Source organism: Bacillus sp. EKM420B (assembly GCF_011065565.1).
Lineage (GTDB): Bacteria > Bacillota > Bacilli > Bacillales > Bacillaceae > Bacillus > Bacillus velezensis.
The window spans coordinates 1-16,799 of sequence record NZ_JAAMNX010000012.1 but is presented as its reverse complement, the minus strand read 5'-3'; the positions used below and the strand labels follow the sequence as shown (position 1 = coordinate 16,799).

Here is a 16,799-nt window from a genome sequence, read left to right as displayed (position 1 = left end):
AACACGGAAGTTAAGCTCTTCAGCGCCGATGGTAGTCGGGGGTTTCCCCCTGTGAGAGTAGGACGCCGCCAAGCTATTATTTCGGTAAAGGCAGCTCATCATGAGCTGCCTTTTTTATTTATAAGTATTGCTTCAGGAAATTAGAAACGTAATACGGAAATTTGCGTTCCGTTACCTCTAAGAACCGGCGGATCATCACATAATCATCACTGACATGCTGTGTCAGCAGTTCATACCACCACTCCGTTTCATATCTTGCAATCATCCCGATATTGTAGAGGACCAAATAATGAATAATCATTTCCGGAAGATGCAGGAAGTGATCACGCTGAGAGGGAATGTAATATTGATTTTTCTCCAAGTGAAACAATAAATTTGGAGAAGACCAAGGTTCTCTGTCTATCGGGTCAGCCTCAAAAACCAAGTGGTTATGGTCTTTCCTCAGAAAAGACCATTTCAAATGATGGCTGATATATTCAGCAAAGCGGGAATCAGACATATTGTAATGAATGACCGCATGCTCAGGCACTGAAATAAGGTCATCTTTCAGCTCTACTTGGGTCAGCCAATTCTTTTTCTCTTGGAAGTAAAAGACAGTATGCAATTCAGGTATGGCTGTCAGCAATTTCTTCATTGTGTACCGTTCTTCCTCAAGACCAGCTATTCCGAATAAGTGCTTCATTACATGAATACATAAGCCATTGCGCTGCACCTTCACTTCATCATCCCTAAAGGAGTAATTTTGCTTTTTGCGTTTCCGGGCAGTCACGCCATGCGCGAGTACTGAAGCGTGGCTTGGATAGCCTGGATCTGTGGTCAGAAGGCAGGCTTTCAGCAATTGTGACATCCCGTAAAACAACAGAATAGGCTTAATTTCTAAAGGGGAAAGAGATGCCTGCTTATAGAAGGACTCGGCGTGTTTGATAAAGAATATGAAGCGCTCACTGTTCTTAAACGCATATCGTTTTGGTTCTTCCATGCCGCTTTCTGTATAGACTTTGTTTAGAAATTTTTGGGAAGATTCTACGGAATAAAATAAGGATAACTCTTTCCACTCATGATCTCTCATATGTATTTTTAAACCCTTTCCTTTATCTAAATATTTCAACTCTTTTTCGCTTCCTTGACATGCTGTTTTCTAGTTGATAATCTACATATAATATTTTGCCGAAAAGAGGGGGATTTACTAATGTGGGAAAGTAAATTTTCAAAAGAAGGCTTAACGTTCGATGATGTACTGCTCGTACCGGCTCAATCAGACGTACTTCCGCGTGATGTGGATTTATCTGTTGAACTGACAAAAACGTTAAAGCTTAATATTCCTGTCATCAGTGCGGGAATGGATACAGTAACAGAATCAGCTATGGCGATTGCGATGGCCAGACAGGGCGGCTTAGGCATTATCCATAAAAACATGTCCATCGAACAGCAGGCTGAACATGTTGACAAAGTCAAACGTTCTGAACGGGGCGTTATTACAAATCCCTTCTTTTTAACACCTGATCATCAAGTATTCGATGCGGAGCATTTGATGGGGAAATACAGAATTTCCGGTGTTCCGATCGTAGATAATAAAGACGATCAAAAGCTTGTCGGTATCATTACAAACCGTGATCTTCGCTTTATCTCTGATTATTCAATGAAAATCAGTGATGTCATGACAAAAGAAGAGCTGGTTACGGCTCCTGTGGGAACCACATTAGACGAAGCAGAAAAAATTTTACAGAAACATAAAATTGAAAAACTTCCTTTAGTGGATGACCAAAACAAATTAAAAGGTCTTATCACGATCAAAGATATTGAAAAGGTTATCGAATTCCCGAATTCATCTAAAGATGAACACGGACGCCTTATTGTCGGCGCTGCGGTAGGCGTGACAGGCGATACAATGACACGCGTCAGCAAGCTTGTTGAAGCGAATGTCGACGTTATCGTGGTTGATACGGCTCACGGACATTCCAGAGGCGTACTGAACACAGTTGCGAAAATCCGTGAAACATATCCTGAACTGAACATTATCGCAGGAAATGTTGCAACGGCTGAAGCGACAAAAGCTCTGATTGAAGCCGGAGCAAATATTGTCAAAGTGGGAATCGGGCCTGGTTCTATCTGTACGACACGGGTCGTTGCAGGTGTAGGCGTACCGCAGATCACTGCCATTTATGATTGTGCCACTGAAGCGAGAAAACACGGCGCGACAATAATCGCAGACGGCGGTATTAAATTCTCCGGAGATATTACGAAAGCGTTGGCTTCAGGCGGACATGCCGTAATGCTCGGAAGCCTGCTTGCCGGTACTTCAGAAAGCCCGGGAGAGACTGAAATCTATCAGGGCAGAAGATTTAAAGTATATCGCGGTATGGGTTCTGTCGCTGCCATGGAAAAAGGCAGTAAAGACCGATATTTCCAAGAAGAAAATAAGAAATTCGTCCCTGAAGGTATCGAAGGACGGACTCCGTACAAAGGTCCTGTAGAAGAAACAGTGTATCAGCTTGTCGGCGGTCTTCGTTCAGGTATGGGATATTGCGGTTCAAAAGACTTGCGCGCTTTAAGAGAAGAGGCTCAATTCATCCGTATGACAGGTGCCGGTCTTCGTGAAAGTCATCCGCATGATGTCCAAATTACGAAAGAATCACCAAACTACACAATCTCATAATTGTTACAAATAAAAAACATTTGACAGGGTCGCTGACTCTGTCTATTTTTTTTATATCGAGTGTGATAAAATTTATACTGTTGTGTTTTGAATTTGAATATGTCCTTAACGGCTTAATTATAGATTTAAAATGAATGACGGAGGTCGTAAGATTGAACATCACGAAATGGAAACAGCTGTTGGTGTCATTAGTGGTACTGGCACTGGCCGCAACTTGCTTTGTTCCGATGTCTAAAGCGGAGGCAGCCGGCAATGACCCGATTGATGTCAACGCATCAGCTGCGATAATGATTGAGGCTTCATCGGGGAAAATTTTATACAGTAAAAATGCAGACAAAAGACTGCCGATTGCCAGCATGACAAAAATGATGACTGAATATCTGCTTCTGGAAGCCATTAAAGAAGGAAAAGTGAAATGGGATCAAACGTATACTCCTGATGATTATGTCTATGAAATTTCTCAAGACAACAGTTTATCAAACGTCCCCCTTCGAAAAGACGGCAAATACACGGTTAAAGAACTGTATCAGGCTATGGCGATTTACTCTGCTAACGGAGCCGCGATTGCAGTTGCCGAAATTCTTGCCGGAACTGAAACGAAATTTGTCGATGAAATGAATGCGAAAGCCAAAGAATTAGGCATGACAAACTATGATTTTAAAAATGCCACAGGGCTTGTGAATGAAGACCTTCACGGCAAGCAGCCGCAAGGAGAAGGCGTTAAAGAAGAGAGTGAAGTTTCTGCTAAAGACATGGCGCTTCTTGCAGACCGCCTGATCACTGATTATCCGGAAGTTCTCAAAACAACAAGCATCGCTAAAACAAAATTCAGAGCCGGCACTGATGATGAAATGGACATGCCGAACTGGAACTTCATGTTAAAAGGTCTTGTTTCTGAATACCCTGGCGTTGACGGCTTAAAAACGGGTTCTACTGATTCTGCGGGATCTTGTTTTACAAGCACAGCACAGCGGAACGGAATGCGGGTCATCACCGTTGTATTAAACGCAAAAGGCAACCTGCATACCGGACGTTTTGATGAAACGAAAAAAATGCTCGATTACGCATTTAACAGCAATTTCTCAATGAAAGATCTTTACCCTGAAGGCTCTCAAGTAAAAGGGCACAAAACGGTTGACGTTGAAAAAGGGAAAGACAAGCAAGTTGATATTGTTACTGACAAGGCGCTTTCTATTCCTGTGAAAAGCGGAGATGAAAAGAACTATAAAGCCGAAGTGACTATAGATAAAAAAGAAATCACGGCTCCTGTGAAAAAGGGAACGAAAGTCGGAACGCTGACAGTTACATACAAAGGCAGTGACAAAGACTACGGATTCCTCAAATCCAAAGAGTTCAGCGTGAATCTTGTAACGAAAAATGATGTAGATAAAGCAAACTGGTTTGTTCAGATGATGCGCGGCATCGGCGGATTTTTCTCCGGTATCTGGAACAGCGCCGTTGACACGGTAACAGGCTGGTTTTAAGAAATAAGAAAGAGCTCTGATGAAAGTTAGGGCTCTTTTGCTTAATATACTGAAAAAACCAAATTATTAGTAAAAAAATGATATCTATCTTATTCATCTCGCTGTAAAATAAGAATACCCATATGAAATATTGTATTTCTGGGATACAATAAGAGATAGACATTATCTAACTATACATTGACTAGGGGGACCAAATAATGGCTCAAACAGGTACTGATCGTGTAAAACGCGGCATGGCGGAAATGCAAAAAGGCGGCGTCATCATGGACGTTGTAAATGCTGAACAAGCGAAGATTGCGGAAGAGGCGGGAGCTGTTGCCGTAATGGCGTTAGAACGCGTTCCGGCTGATATTCGCGCTGCCGGCGGTGTTGCCCGCATGGCTGATCCGACAATCGTTGAAGAAGTAATGAATGCTGTATCCATTCCCGTAATGGCAAAAGCGCGTATCGGACATATCGTTGAAGCGCGTGTCCTTGAAGCAATGGGGGTAGATTACATCGATGAAAGTGAAGTTCTGACTCCGGCTGACGAAGAATTTCATTTAAATAAAAATGAATATACAGTCCCGTTCGTATGCGGCTGCCGTGATCTCGGCGAAGCAACTCGCCGTATCGCCGAAGGAGCTTCCATGCTTCGTACAAAAGGCGAACCGGGAACAGGAAACATTGTGGAAGCTGTCCGCCATATGAGAAAAGTAAACGCGCAAGTGCGCAAAGTTGTTGCGATGAGCGATGATGAGCTGATGACTGAAGCTAAAAACCTCGGCGCTCCTTATGAACTGCTTCTTCAAATCAAACGTGACGGCAAACTGCCTGTAGTGAACTTTGCTGCCGGCGGAGTAGCGACGCCTGCTGACGCGGCATTGATGATGCAGCTTGGCGCTGACGGCGTATTTGTCGGTTCAGGTATTTTCAAATCAGACAACCCTGCTAAATTCGCCAAAGCAATTGTTGAAGCAACGACTCATTACACAGACTACAAACTGATCGCTGAGCTTTCTAAAGAATTAGGCACAGCAATGAAAGGAATCGAAATCTCAAATCTATTGCCGGAACAGCGTATGCAAGAACGCGGCTGGTAAAACCATAGGAGAGCTGGAAGCATGTTAACAATTGGTGTACTTGGACTTCAAGGAGCAGTAAGAGAACATATTCGTTCAATTGAAGCATGTGGTTCAAAAGGTGTCGTCATTAAGCGTCCTGAACAGCTGAATGACATCGACGGCTTAATCCTGCCGGGAGGGGAAAGCACGACAATGCGGCGTTTAATGGATACGTATCATTTTATGGAGCCGCTTCGCGAGTTTGCCGCCCAAGGCAAGCCGATGTTCGGCACATGCGCCGGTCTGATTATCTTAGCCAAAGAGATAGCGGGAACGGATAACGCTCATTTAGGGCTGTTGAACGTTGTTGTCGAGCGTAATTCCTTTGGCCGTCAGGTCGACAGCTTTGAAGCTGATCTGACGATTAAAGGCCTTGATGAGCCGTTTACGGGTGTATTTATTCGCGCGCCGCATATTTTAGAAGCCGGAGAAGATGTTGAAGTGCTTTGTGAGCATAACGAACGCATCGTGGCTGCAAAGCAGGGAAATTTCCTCGGCTGCTCGTTCCATCCTGAACTGACGGATGATCACCGGGTGACAGAGCTGTTTGTGAAGATGGCGGAAAAGCATAAGCAGGAAACAGCTGTATAAAACAGTTGAAAACCGCTGATACTTATAGTACATTATAATCACAAATAAAGATCGAAAAGCGTTGACAGGAAGCAGTAGGGAGCCCCTCTTTCAAAGAGAGCCGATGGGTGGTGCGAATCGGTGAAAGATGCTGTCCGAATCCGTCCTTGAGCGAAATGCTGAAAACAAGTAGGCATTTACGGGAAAACCGTTATGTGTTAAAGCGGGAAGCAAGTGTGAGCTTGTTTTCAATCAGGGTGGCAACGCGAGAGCTCTCGTCCCTTTCAGGGGATGAGGGCTCTTTTTTATTTTCGATAAAAACAGATAGGAGTTGTTAGGCATGATTGATACGAAGGTGCTGAGAGCCAATTTTCAAGAGGTAAAAGCGAAGCTCATTCCAAAAGGCGAAGACTTATCTGACTTTGACAAGTTTGAAGAGCTGGATGAGAAGAGAAGAGAGCTTATCGGTAAAGTAGAAGAACTGAAGGGAAAACGCAATGAAGTGTCTCAGCAGGTCGCCGTTTTGAAACGTGAGAAAAAAGACGCTGATCATATTATTAAAGAGATGCGTGAAGTAGGCGAAGAAATTAAGAAGCTTGATGAAGAGCTTCGTACTGTCGAAACGACGCTCGAAACCATCCTTCTGTCTATTCCGAACATCCCGCACGATTCAGTGCCCGTCGGAGAAACGGAAGATGATAACATTGAAATTCGCAAGTGGGGAGAGGCGCCGGCATTTTCATATGAGCCGAAACCGCATTGGGATATCGCAGACCGCTTAAACATTCTTGATTTCGAACGCGCTTCAAAAGTAACAGGCAGCCGGTTTGTGTTTTATAAAGGATTAGGCGCCCGCCTCGAACGCGCGCTCTACAACTTTATGCTGGATCTTCACGTTGATGAATTTGATTACACGGAAGTCATTCCTCCTTATATGGTAAACCGTACGAGCATGACAGGTACGGGACAGCTTCCTAAATTTGAAGAGGATGCTTTTAAAATCAGAGAAGAGGATTATTTCTTAATTCCGACGGCGGAAGTGCCGATTACAAATATGCACCGCGATGAAATCTTATCCGGTGAGAACCTGCCGATCAATTATGCCGCGTTCAGCGCCTGCTTCCGTTCAGAAGCGGGATCCGCCGGCCGTGATACACGCGGTTTGATCCGTCAGCATCAGTTCAACAAGGTTGAGCTTGTAAAGTTCGTGAAGCCGGAAGATTCTTATGAGGAGCTTGAAAAACTGACAAATCAAGCTGAGCGGGTGCTTCAGCTGCTTGAACTGCCGTATCGTGTCATGAGCATGTGTACCGGTGATCTCGGCTTTACAGCTGCGAAAAAATACGATATCGAGGTTTGGATTCCAAGCCAAGACACATATCGTGAAATTTCTTCTTGCAGCAACTTTGAGGCCTTCCAGGCAAGACGTGCGAACATTCGATTCAGACGCGAAGCGAAAGGCAAGCCGGAGCATGTGCATACATTAAACGGTTCAGGTCTTGCAGTCGGCCGAACAGTAGCTGCCATCTTGGAAAACTATCAGCAGGAAGACGGAAGTGTCATCATTCCGAAGGTGCTCCGTCCTTATATGGGAAATCAAGAAGTCATCAAACCATAAAAAGGTGCGCCCTAGAGGCGCGCCTTTTTTGCTGCCCGGTATAGAGCGGCGGCATTCCGAGCTGTGCTTTCAAGGTTAAAACGGCCGGATGCTAAGGCGTCTTCAAGACTTACAGCGCCGGGCACGATAGAAAATACAGCTGTTATTCCTGCGCTGTAAACATGCTCGAAATTTTTGCCTAAGGAGCCCGCCAATGCGATAACGGGAATTTCTTGAGCGGCTGCGCGTGAGGCGATCCCGGCGGGGGTTTTACCGAATATCGTTTGTCCGTCAATCTGGCCCTCTCCGGTAATGACAAGGTCAGCATCTCTTATCTGATCTGAGAAGGACAGTGTATCTAATACAACGTCAATCCCGCTTTGAAGTTCTGCCTGTAAGAAAGCGATCAGTCCAGCGCCCAGCCCCCCTGCGGCGCCCGCGCTTTTTACGGTATCCGCTTCGATATCGTGCTGACGTCTCAATACGTCAGCGAAATGGCGTAAATTGCGATCCAATACAACTTTCGTCTTCTCGGACGCCCCTTTTTGCGGGCCGAAGACATATGACGCGCCGTTTTCACCGGTCAGGGGATTTTCGACATCACATGCGGCACGAAAACGGATATGTTTCAGATCAGGGGAGAGCCCGCTAATATCAATAGAAGCTAGGGTGTGCAGAGCGCCTCCGCCGTCATGTATCTCCTGACCTTCCTCATTTAAGAAACGCACACCGAGCGCGCTCGCCATTCCTGTTCCGCCGTCATTGGTTGCACTCCCGCCAAGCCCGATGATGATCTCACTCGCCCCGCGGGAGGCTGCATCCGCTATCAGTTCACCCGTTCCTCTTGTCGTTGTGTTCAACGGATCTCTGAGATGGCGGGGAACGAGATGGAGTCCCGATGCTTCCGCCATTTCAATGACTGCCGTGCGTCCGTCTCCCAGAAGTCCATATGCGGCGTTTACCGGCGTTCCCAGCGGACCGGTCACAGTTTTTTTGATGATGCTTCCGCCAGTGGCATCCGTCAAAGCCTGAACGGTTCCTTCTCCGCCATCAGCCGCGGGTATCTTGGTATATTCAGCGTCAGGGAAAACCGCTTTGAATCCTTTTTCTATGCTGTCAGCTGCTTCTTTTGATGTCATGCTTTCTTTGAAAGAATCGGGTGCAATGATGATTTTCATTATGTTCTCCACCTTTATGAGCAGGTTATCTGTTTGAATCTATTCTTGATTTTTACTGTGTTTTCCTGCCCGTATGGCATACTGAGGTTGAATTGGACGCAAGACTTTTGTATGATAGTAAAGCTGACGGAAAAGCTGTTTAAGAAATGAAATAAAAAATATGAAAAAGCGCTTGACTGAAATTTGGGTCATGTGGTATATTATTAAATGTCGATACGGAGGAATACCCAAGTCTGGCTGAAGGGATCGGTCTTGAAAACCGACAGGGGTGTCAAAGCCCGCGGGGGTTCGAATCCCTCTTCCTCCGCCATATTGATTTTAAACCTAATGAAACTCGAGCATATATTGGAGATTGTTTTGTCCGCTGCATGTGATGCAGCGGATTTTTTATATGCAAAAAAAGCGATTTTCTCTGTTCGGGGAAAATCGCTTTGCTATTTTTATTTGTTTCTGTTTTCGTTGATCACGTGACTGATTTTTTCGATCAAAGGTTCCAGTGACTGTTCATCAGCTTCAAGGTCATAATCTTCAATGCGTACTTTCAGCACAGGGCAGGCGTTAAAACCGCTTATCCAGTCTTCGTACCGTGTATACATCTCTTCCCAATAGGAGCGGTTTGTCTGCAGCTCCATCTCGCGGCCCCGCTTTTCAATCCGGCTTATAATGTATTCAAGGTCGCCTTCTAAATAGATCAAAACATCAGGATGCGGGAAGTACGGCGTCATGACCATCGCCTCAAATAGGCTTGTGTATGTTGTGTAATCTGTCAGCGACATGGTTCCTTTATCCGCATGCATTTTTGCGAATATGCCTGTATCTTCATAAATCGAACGGTCCTGCACGAATCCGCCGCCTGATTCAAACATGTTTTTCTGCTCTTTGAACCGCTCAGCCAGAAAATAAATTTGCAAATGGAAGCTCCAGCGTTCAAAATCGTGATAAAACTTCTCTAAATAAGGGTTTTCATCCACTTCCTCAAGTGAGGTATGAAACCCGAGCCGTTTTGCTAAAGCTTTGGTCAAAGTCGATTTTCCGACTCCTACCGTTCCTGCTACTGTTATAATGGCATTGTTTGGAATATGAATGTCTTTCATTTAATAAGCTCCTTTACCTGACGGGCAATTCTTTCATAGTCTGTCTTATTCAAAACAAAGTCTTCAGTATCACCGTCAATGGTCAGTACAGATATATCCTGATCTTCTTCCTGAAGCTGTCTGATGGCTGTGTCGTAATCTGCAATGAGATGTTCCAGATATTGATGTTCGATATTTTTCTCAAACGGGCGCCCGCGTTTTTCAATGCGTTGAAGCAATGTCGGCAGGCTTGCCTTTATGTATACAATGATATTGGGCTTCGGCAGGTCGTGAGTGAGCAGATGATAGATCTGCTTATACTTCTCAAGCTTTTGGCCGTGCAATGTACGCTCTGCGAAAATAACATTTTTATAAATATGATAATCGGACAAAACGGGCTGTCCTTGTTTTAAATAATCTCGATCGGTGTCTTCAAGCTGTTTATACCTGTGACATAGAAAAAACATTTCAAGCTGGAAACTCCACTCCTCGATATTGTCATAAAACTTATCGAGATAAGGGTTGTCTTCCACAATCTCATTAATCATAGGAAAACCGAGCTCTTCAGAAAGCATCGTAGCGAGTGTCGTTTTTCCTGCCCCGATAGGACCTTCTACCGCGATAAAAGGGGCTCTGTTCATTGAAAATCCTCCTTAATTCTGCAAACATCCGTCAGCTGCCGGCCTTTATATTGTATCACACTCACAGAAAAGCCCATGAAAAAAGACGCTTCCAATTAACGAAACGTCTCTTTTACAATATGAAATTGATCGCCGAGCAAAAGCCAGTTTTGCGGGAAAGAAAGGCCGAGTTTCCAATAGCTGATTCCTCTTAAATGAAGTTCTTTAATTAAATTGAATTTCGCTTGAATGGATCGTGCGTCTTCAAACCATACTTCATGCCGTCTCTGATTTGCATCCGTGTATCGGAAGAAGGGAGCCTGGGCGGTTTCGTCATATTGAATGTCGACTTTATAGCGTGCGGCCAGAGCGATTGCCTGCTGAGGACTGACGGCTTTCGCTGTCGTTCCCTGTTTGAAAGGCAGTGTCCAATCATAGCCGTACATATTCTGGCCCATGACGATTTTTGAAGAAGGCATTTCCGTCAGCGCGTACTCAATGACATTTCTTACAGGGCCGATAGGTGATACGGCCTGAGCCGGGCCTCCGCTGTACCCCCACTCATATGTCATAATCACGACGAAATCGACGATTTCTCCATGTGCCCTATAGTCATGAGCTTCGTACCATTTGCCGGCCTGAGTCGCGCTCGTTTTCGGAGCAAGCGCCGTTGAAATCTTCCAGCCTTCCCGATGAAAAATCGTTCTCGCTTCACGTAAAAAACGATTGTAGGCTTCCCTGTCCTGTGGACGTAAATATTCGAAATCAAAGTGAATATCGCGAAAGCCGTACTTTTTAGCCGTGGAGACGATTTCCTGAAAGAGTTTTGTTTTCACTGTATTGTCATTCAAGATGAGCCGCCCGAGTTCATCGCTGAATGCGTCATTTTCAAGGTTGGTGATGATCATCATCAGTGTGGTGTTGTGCCTGTCACTGATGCTTTTTAAATTGGTCAGAGGCGGTTCCTTTAAAGTTCCGTTCCGCTGCACTTGAAAACTGAATGCGCCGAGGTATGTTAAATAAGGAGAGGCCTCCCTTGCCGCCTGCTGCAGATTTGCGCTTACGCTCGTTCCCCGCGGTTCTATATATGCGTTTGATTCGATATCGGGCTTATTCGCCTGCTGCGGAATGTAAAGGCGGGTTCCGACTCTCAATGTGGTGCCGGGCTGAATTCCGTTCACCCTCGCAAGCTCCGCGGCCGATATATGGAAACGGCCGGCGATTGACGCGAGAGTATCACCTTGTTTTACTTCGTAATATTGACCCTCAATCGGGATGACAAGGGTTTGTCCGACAACCAATGTATTGGGATTAGGCAGTTTATTTGCTTCCGCAATGACATTTGCGGCTGTCCGGTAGCGCGCCGCAATAGCGGAAAGCGTGTCGCCCCGTTTCACTATATAGATCTGAATGAAAAACGCCTCCTTTCATATCCGCTATCAAATATATGAAAAAAGGAGGCTGATCATGTTTATTTTTCGGCGGTAATTTGTTTTTCCGTGGTTATTTCTGCGAAGAGAACATTCTCCATCATGGTCAAAGCGAAATCATTGTCTTCGTCGTTATTGGAAGCGGTGCAGTCTTTCGGAATGGCAATGCTGTATTCTCTCATATAGGCGTCGTTGGCCGTGAACAGCACACAAATGTTTCCGGCAATCCCCGTGATGATTAATCGGTTCACTTGTAATTCGGTCAGAAGGGTGTGAAGCGCCGTTTCGTAAAAAGCGGAATGCTTCGGTTTAATGAGAAAATAATCATCCGGCTGAGGCGAAATATCTTTTATAATGGAGGCGCTTCTGTCGTTGCTGCATTCCTCCCTGATGGCATCAATATCAGCCTTCCAGAGCCCGTAATGATCATTAATATAAATAATCGGCCAGTTGCTTTGTTTTGCATGCTTCTTTAATGATAAAATACGGGGGACAATTTGTTTGGTTTTTTCAGCAAGACGTTCGCCCATATCAAATTGAAAATTGTTGATCATATCGACAATCAGAAGGGCTGTGTTGTTAGGTTCAGACAATACCGGCAACTCCTTTCTGCTGGGGTATTCCTATTTTAACCTTTATGAGACATGAAAAAACTTAAGAAGAGAGCTCGAACCTATGAATGATGAATATTATATGAGAGAAGCCATAAAAGAAGCGAAGAAAGCCGAAGCGAAAGGTGAAGTGCCGATCGGAGCAGTTCTTGTTCTGCACGATGAGATCGTGGCGCGGGCGCATAATCTGCGGGAGACTGAACAGAGGTCGCTTGCCCACGCCGAAATGCTGGCGATAGACGAAGCGTGCCGTAAGCTGGGGACATGGAGACTTGAGGATGCCGTTCTTTATGTCACTTTGGAGCCGTGTCCGATGTGCGCGGGAGCCGTCGTGCTTTCGAGAGTCGATAAGGTCGTATTCGGCGCATTTGATCCCAAGGGGGGCTGTACAGGAACGCTGATGAACCTCTTGCAGGAAGAGCGGTTCAACCACCAAGCGGAAGTGGTGAGCGGCGTGCTCGGAGAAGAGTGCGGAGAAATGCTCAGCGCTTTTTTCAGAAAGCTGCGCCGGCAAAAGAAAGACATGAGGAAAAAGTTGTCTGAGTAGTACGGTTGCATTTTCTGCCTGAAGCAGATATACTTATGTGTGCATCATGAATGGTGCGCATATCAAAATTTGATATTTATTTTGCCGTGCTAAGCGGGGAGGTAGCGGTGCCCTGTACCCGCAATCCGCTCTAGCGGGGCCGAATCCCTTCTCGAGGTTCGTTTACTGTAAGGTCTGCCTTAAGTAAGTGGCGTTGACGTCTGGGTCCTGCGCAATGGGAATTCATGAACCATGTCAGGTCCGGAAGGAAGCAGCATTAAGTGAAACCTCTCATGTGCCGCAGGGTTGCCTGGACTGAGCTAACTGCTTAAGTAACGCTTAGGGTAGCGAATCGACAGAAGGTGCACGGTAAATCAATCATCAAATTTCAGACTCACCTGTTACGCAGGTGAGTTTTTTCGTATATGAAAAACGGGTTTTGGCGTTAAAAGCACGTTCATGTATAATAAACATGATGAATAACAGAGGAGGGCGCATCCTGTGGGTTACCAAGCTTTATATCGAGTATTTAGGCCTCAGCAGTTTGAAGATGTGGTCGGACAGGAACACATTACGAAAACGCTGCAAAATGCCCTTTTGCAAAAGAAATTTTCTCATGCATATCTGTTTTCTGGACCGCGGGGAACGGGAAAAACCAGTGCAGCTAAAATATTTGCGAAAGCAGTCAACTGTGAGCACGCCCCTGTAGAAGAACCGTGCAATGAGTGCGCGGCGTGCAAGGGGATCACAAATGGCTCTATATCAGATGTGATTGAAATAGACGCGGCGTCGAATAACGGCGTAGACGAAATCCGCGACATCCGTGACAAAGTAAAATTCGCCCCGTCGGCCGTTACTTACAAGGTATATATTATAGATGAGGTGCATATGCTCTCTATCGGCGCATTCAATGCGCTTCTGAAAACGCTGGAAGAACCGCCGGCACATTGCATTTTCATATTAGCTACGACTGAGCCTCATAAGATTCCTTTAACCATTATCTCCAGATGTCAGCGTTTTGACTTCAAACGGATTACATCCAAAGCAATTGTCGGACGAATGAAGACAATCGTTGATGCAGAGCAGCTGAAGGTGGAAGAAGGAGCCCTTGATATCATAGCGAGTGCTGCGGACGGAGGAATGAGGGACGCGCTGAGCCTGCTCGATCAAGCTGTATCATTCAGCGGCGAGGAGCTGTCGGTGGATGACGCTTTGCTCATTACCGGAGCCGTTTCTCAGCACTATATTGGAAAACTGGCATCTGCTCTTCACAGCAAACAGGTTTCCGAGGCATTGGAAACACTGAATGAATTGCTCCAGCAGGGGAAAGATGCGGCCAAACTGATTGAAGATATGATTTTCTATTTCAGGGATATGCTCTTGTACCAGGCCGCTCCCGGTTTAGAAGGAGTCCTGGAGAAGGTGAAGGTCGATGAAACGTTTCGGAATCTGAGCGGTGACATACCGGCCCCCGCTTTATATGAGATGATTGATATCCTGAATAAAAGCCATCAGGAAATGAAGTGGACGAACCACCCAAGAATCTTTTTTGAAGTGGCTGTCGTGAAAATATGCCAGACGGCACAGCAATCCGCCGGAGACATCCCTGAGGTCGGCATGCTGATGAATAAGATCCAGCAGCTTGAGCAGGAAGTAGAAAGGCTGAAAACCTCCGGTGTGAAGGTTCAGATGGAAAGCGCTCCGAAAGAAGCTCCGCGTCCTCAAAAAGGCGGAAAAAGCCATTATAAAGCCCCGGTCGGAAGAATTCATGAGATATTGAAGGAAGCCACAAGACCTGATCTTGAACAGCTTAAAAGCAGCTGGGGCAAGCTGCTGGCACACCTGAAACAGCAGAATAAGGTGTCTCATGCGGCTCTTTTGAATGACAGTGAACCGGTGGCCGCTGCTCAAAAGGCATTTGTGCTTAAATTTAAATACGAAATCCATTGTAAAATGGTTGCAGAAGACAATAACGGAGTCCGTACGAATCTTGAACAGATTCTCGAATCAATGCTCGGGAAAAGAATGGATTTGATTGGCGTTCCGGAAGCACAATGGGGTAAAATAAGAGAAGAATTTTTAAATGATCACCAGCAGGAAAGTGAAGGATCAAACGAACCGGCTGAAGAAGATCCGCTGATTGCAGAGGCGAAAAAACTTGTCGGAGCGGATTTAATCGAAATAAAAGACTAATAAGATGAAAGAGAGTGATTGAATATGCGTGGCGGAATGGGAAACATGCAAAAAATGATGAAACAAATGCAAAAAATGCAAAAGGATATGGCGAAGGCTCAGGAGGAACTTGCTGAAAAAGTGCTTGAAGGCACAGCGGGCGGCGGTATGGTGACTGTAAAAGTCAACGGCCAAAAAGAAGTTGTAGACGTTGCCATTAAAGAAGAAGTTGTTGATCCGGAAGATATCGAAATGCTTCAGGACCTGGTTCTTGCTGCGACAAACGACGCCCTCAAAAAAGTGGATGACATGACGAATGAGACAATGGGACAATTTACAAAAGGAATGAACATACCGGGTTTATTCTAGGGGGATAAATAAACATGCAGTATCCTGAACCAATATCAAAGCTGATTGACAGCTTTATGAAATTGCCAGGGATCGGACCGAAAACAGCGGTTCGTCTGGCTTTTTTTGTTCTAGGTATGAAAGAAGACACAGTATTGGATTTTGCTAAGGCACTTGTCAATGCGAAGCGGAATCTGACATATTGCTCGATTTGCGGACATATTACAGATCAGGACCCTTGTTATATATGTGAGGACACAAGAAGGGATAAGTCTGTTATTTGTGTCGTGCAGGACCCTAAGGATGTGATCGCAATGGAGAAAATGAAGGAATATAACGGCCAGTATCATGTTCTTCACGGCGCGATTTCACCAATGGACGGCATCGGCCCGGAGGATATTAAGATTCCGGAGCTGCTGAAACGTCTTCAGGATGATCAAGTGACAGAAGTTATTCTCGCAACCAACCCTAATATTGAAGGGGAAGCAACAGCGATGTATATATCAAGGCTGTTAAAGCCCTCAGGCATCAAGCTCTCCCGTATTGCCCACGGTCTGCCCGTCGGCGGTGATTTGGAATATGCTGATGAGGTCACTCTTTCAAAAGCTCTTGAAGGAAGACGTGAATTGTAAGGGAGGAAAAGGCAAGGCATGGGTTTTCTTCGCAGAAATACATTAAGAAAAGAGTTTGACGAGAAGCTGATAGAACAGCTCTTTAAACAAAAAGAAGAATGGAACAGACAGAAGAGTCTGGTCGAGAAAAGTCTAGAGCCCTCCGCTGAAGTGTTGTTTGAGCTGAAAGTCGCTGAATCTAAGTACTTTTTTTATTTGAAAGAAGCGAAGCAGCGGAATTTGAAAATGAGCAGATGGAAGTAAGAGGTCTATTCTCCGGAATCTTCTCATAAGCTTGTACTAAACAAGCGAGGGGGAAGATTCATGGAGCCTTTTTTCATTATCGGTTTGATTGTCGGTCTGGTTGCTTTGCTTTTTTTATGGGGAGTATCTTCAAAACCGTTAAGGTGGATTGGTGTGACTGCCATTAAGTTTATTGCCGGCGCGATTCTGTTGGTGGGTGTGAACTTGTTCGGCGGTAGTCTCGGTATTCATATCCCTGTTAACCTGATTACAACGGGCATCAGCGGGATTCTGGGAATTCCTGGCATTGCGGCTTTGATAGTCATTAAACGCTTCATCATTTAATTTGTCGATTATTGTTGACATGTTGGATCATGGGTGGTATTCTAATATACGTCGCTGATGACGAAACGAATTCTTGAAAAAGAAATTTTAAAAAGTTATTGACGATACTGACACTGAGATGTTATAATAATTAAGTCGCTTCAAGAGCGATGGACAAAGTTCTTTGAAAACTAAACAAGACAAAACGTACCTGTTAATTCAAAGTTTTAAATAAATCGCACAGCGATGTGCG

17 protein-coding genes, 1 tRNA gene, 1 rRNA gene, 1 other RNA gene and 1 other annotated feature are annotated in these 16,799 nt (G+C 45.2%); of the genes, 14 read left to right on the top strand and 6 right to left on the bottom strand.

The window, feature by feature from the left end; translation table 11 throughout:
- Nucleotides 1-74: ribosomal RNA gene (gene rrf, locus G9F48_RS20140) — 5S ribosomal RNA — on the top strand; the annotation flags it as partial.
- A 44-nt stretch (nucleotides 75-118) separates the two neighbouring features.
- Here the strand turns inward: rrf and G9F48_RS19230 are convergent.
- Complete coding sequence (locus G9F48_RS19230; RefSeq protein WP_025854090.1) at nucleotides 119-1,069, bottom strand: YaaC family protein; 951 nt, start codon at nucleotides 1,067-1,069, stop codon at nucleotides 119-121.
- A 120-nt stretch (nucleotides 1,070-1,189) separates the two neighbouring features.
- On the opposite strand from G9F48_RS19230, the gene guaB reads away from it, so the two are divergent.
- The 5 genes from guaB (at nucleotide 1,190) to serS (ending at nucleotide 7,431) form a co-directional block, all read left to right on the top strand.
- Entirely contained in the window at nucleotides 1,190-2,656 is a 1,467-nt protein-coding gene (guaB, locus tag G9F48_RS19225) for an IMP dehydrogenase (protein WP_003150717.1), read from the top strand.
- A 152-nt stretch (nucleotides 2,657-2,808) separates the two neighbouring features.
- A complete protein-coding gene (dacA, locus tag G9F48_RS19220; protein ID WP_165409974.1) occupies nucleotides 2,809-4,140 on the top strand; it encodes a D-alanyl-D-alanine carboxypeptidase in 1,332 nt (443 codons plus the stop codon).
- A gap of 197 nt (nucleotides 4,141-4,337) precedes the next feature.
- A complete protein-coding gene (gene pdxS, locus G9F48_RS19215; RefSeq protein WP_003150714.1) occupies nucleotides 4,338-5,222 on the top strand; it encodes a pyridoxal 5'-phosphate synthase lyase subunit PdxS in 885 nt (294 codons plus the stop codon).
- Between the two features lie 21 nt (nucleotides 5,223-5,243).
- Nucleotides 5,244-5,834: a pyridoxal 5'-phosphate synthase glutaminase subunit PdxT gene (pdxT, locus tag G9F48_RS19210; RefSeq protein ID WP_165409973.1), complete on the top strand. Its 591-nt coding sequence runs from the start codon at nucleotides 5,244-5,246 to the stop codon at nucleotides 5,832-5,834.
- A gap of 52 nt (nucleotides 5,835-5,886) precedes the next feature.
- Nucleotides 5,887-6,099, top strand: a binding site (T-box leader).
- A 54-nt stretch (nucleotides 6,100-6,153) separates the two neighbouring features.
- A complete protein-coding gene (serS, locus tag G9F48_RS19205; protein WP_165409972.1) occupies nucleotides 6,154-7,431 on the top strand; it encodes a serine--tRNA ligase in 1,278 nt (425 codons plus the stop codon).
- Nucleotides 7,432-7,442: 11 nt separating this feature from the next.
- Here serS and G9F48_RS19200 read toward each other — a convergent pair whose 3' ends face one another.
- On the bottom strand, nucleotides 7,443-8,588 hold the full coding sequence (locus G9F48_RS19200) for a glycerate kinase (protein WP_165409971.1): 1,146 nt from the start codon (nucleotides 8,586-8,588) through the stop codon (nucleotides 7,443-7,445).
- Between the two features lie 217 nt (nucleotides 8,589-8,805).
- Between G9F48_RS19200 and G9F48_RS19195 the strand changes: the two genes are divergently transcribed.
- Nucleotides 8,806-8,898, top strand: a tRNA-Ser gene (locus G9F48_RS19195).
- Between the two features lie 130 nt (nucleotides 8,899-9,028).
- Here G9F48_RS19195 and dck read toward each other — a convergent pair.
- The 4 genes from dck to G9F48_RS19175 form a co-directional block, all read right to left on the bottom strand.
- Complete coding sequence (dck, locus tag G9F48_RS19190; RefSeq protein ID WP_015388792.1) at nucleotides 9,029-9,682, bottom strand: deoxyadenosine/deoxycytidine kinase; 654 nt, start codon at nucleotides 9,680-9,682, stop codon at nucleotides 9,029-9,031.
- The gene (locus G9F48_RS19185; protein WP_165409970.1) at nucleotides 9,679-10,302 is read right to left on the bottom strand and encodes a deoxynucleoside kinase; all 624 of its coding nucleotides are present in this window, start codon (nucleotides 10,300-10,302) and stop codon (nucleotides 9,679-9,681) included. Before G9F48_RS19185 ends, dck begins: the two co-directional genes overlap by 4 nt.
- Before the next feature lie 95 nt (nucleotides 10,303-10,397).
- Nucleotides 10,398-11,681, bottom strand: a complete 1,284-nt coding sequence (locus tag G9F48_RS19180) for a LysM peptidoglycan-binding domain-containing protein (RefSeq protein WP_032865795.1) — start codon at nucleotides 11,679-11,681, stop codon at nucleotides 10,398-10,400.
- A 71-nt stretch (nucleotides 11,682-11,752) separates the two neighbouring features.
- Complete coding sequence (locus tag G9F48_RS19175; RefSeq protein ID WP_014304186.1) at nucleotides 11,753-12,304, bottom strand: cysteine hydrolase family protein; 552 nt, start codon at nucleotides 12,302-12,304, stop codon at nucleotides 11,753-11,755.
- A gap of 82 nt (nucleotides 12,305-12,386) precedes the next feature.
- On the opposite strand from G9F48_RS19175, the gene tadA reads away from it, so the two are divergent.
- The 7 genes from tadA (at nucleotide 12,387) to G9F48_RS19140 (ending at nucleotide 16,567) form a co-directional block, all read left to right on the top strand.
- On the top strand, nucleotides 12,387-12,869 hold the full coding sequence (gene tadA, locus G9F48_RS19170; RefSeq protein ID WP_007615141.1) for a tRNA adenosine(34) deaminase TadA: 483 nt from the start codon (nucleotides 12,387-12,389) through the stop codon (nucleotides 12,867-12,869).
- An 84-nt stretch (nucleotides 12,870-12,953) separates the two neighbouring features.
- Nucleotides 12,954-13,218, top strand: an RNA gene (gene ffs, locus G9F48_RS19165) — signal recognition particle sRNA large type.
- Between the two features lie 131 nt (nucleotides 13,219-13,349).
- Nucleotides 13,350-15,041 (top strand): DNA polymerase III subunit gamma/tau, encoded by a 1,692-nt coding sequence (dnaX, locus tag G9F48_RS19160; RefSeq protein WP_032872149.1) that lies wholly within the window; start codon nucleotides 13,350-13,352, stop codon nucleotides 15,039-15,041.
- 24 nt (nucleotides 15,042-15,065) lie between these two features.
- Nucleotides 15,066-15,389 (top strand): YbaB/EbfC family nucleoid-associated protein, encoded by a 324-nt coding sequence (locus G9F48_RS19155; protein WP_003150700.1) that lies wholly within the window; start codon nucleotides 15,066-15,068, stop codon nucleotides 15,387-15,389.
- A 14-nt stretch (nucleotides 15,390-15,403) separates the two neighbouring features.
- Entirely contained in the window at nucleotides 15,404-16,000 is a 597-nt protein-coding gene (recR, locus tag G9F48_RS19150) for a recombination protein RecR (RefSeq protein WP_003150697.1), read from the top strand.
- An 18-nt stretch (nucleotides 16,001-16,018) separates the two neighbouring features.
- Nucleotides 16,019-16,243: a YaaL family protein gene (locus tag G9F48_RS19145; RefSeq protein ID WP_007408755.1), complete on the top strand. Its 225-nt coding sequence runs from the start codon at nucleotides 16,019-16,021 to the stop codon at nucleotides 16,241-16,243.
- Between the two features lie 60 nt (nucleotides 16,244-16,303).
- Nucleotides 16,304-16,567 (top strand): pro-sigmaK processing inhibitor BofA family protein, encoded by a 264-nt coding sequence (locus G9F48_RS19140; RefSeq protein WP_003150686.1) that lies wholly within the window; start codon nucleotides 16,304-16,306, stop codon nucleotides 16,565-16,567.
- The last annotated feature ends 232 nt before the right edge of the window (nucleotides 16,568-16,799 follow it).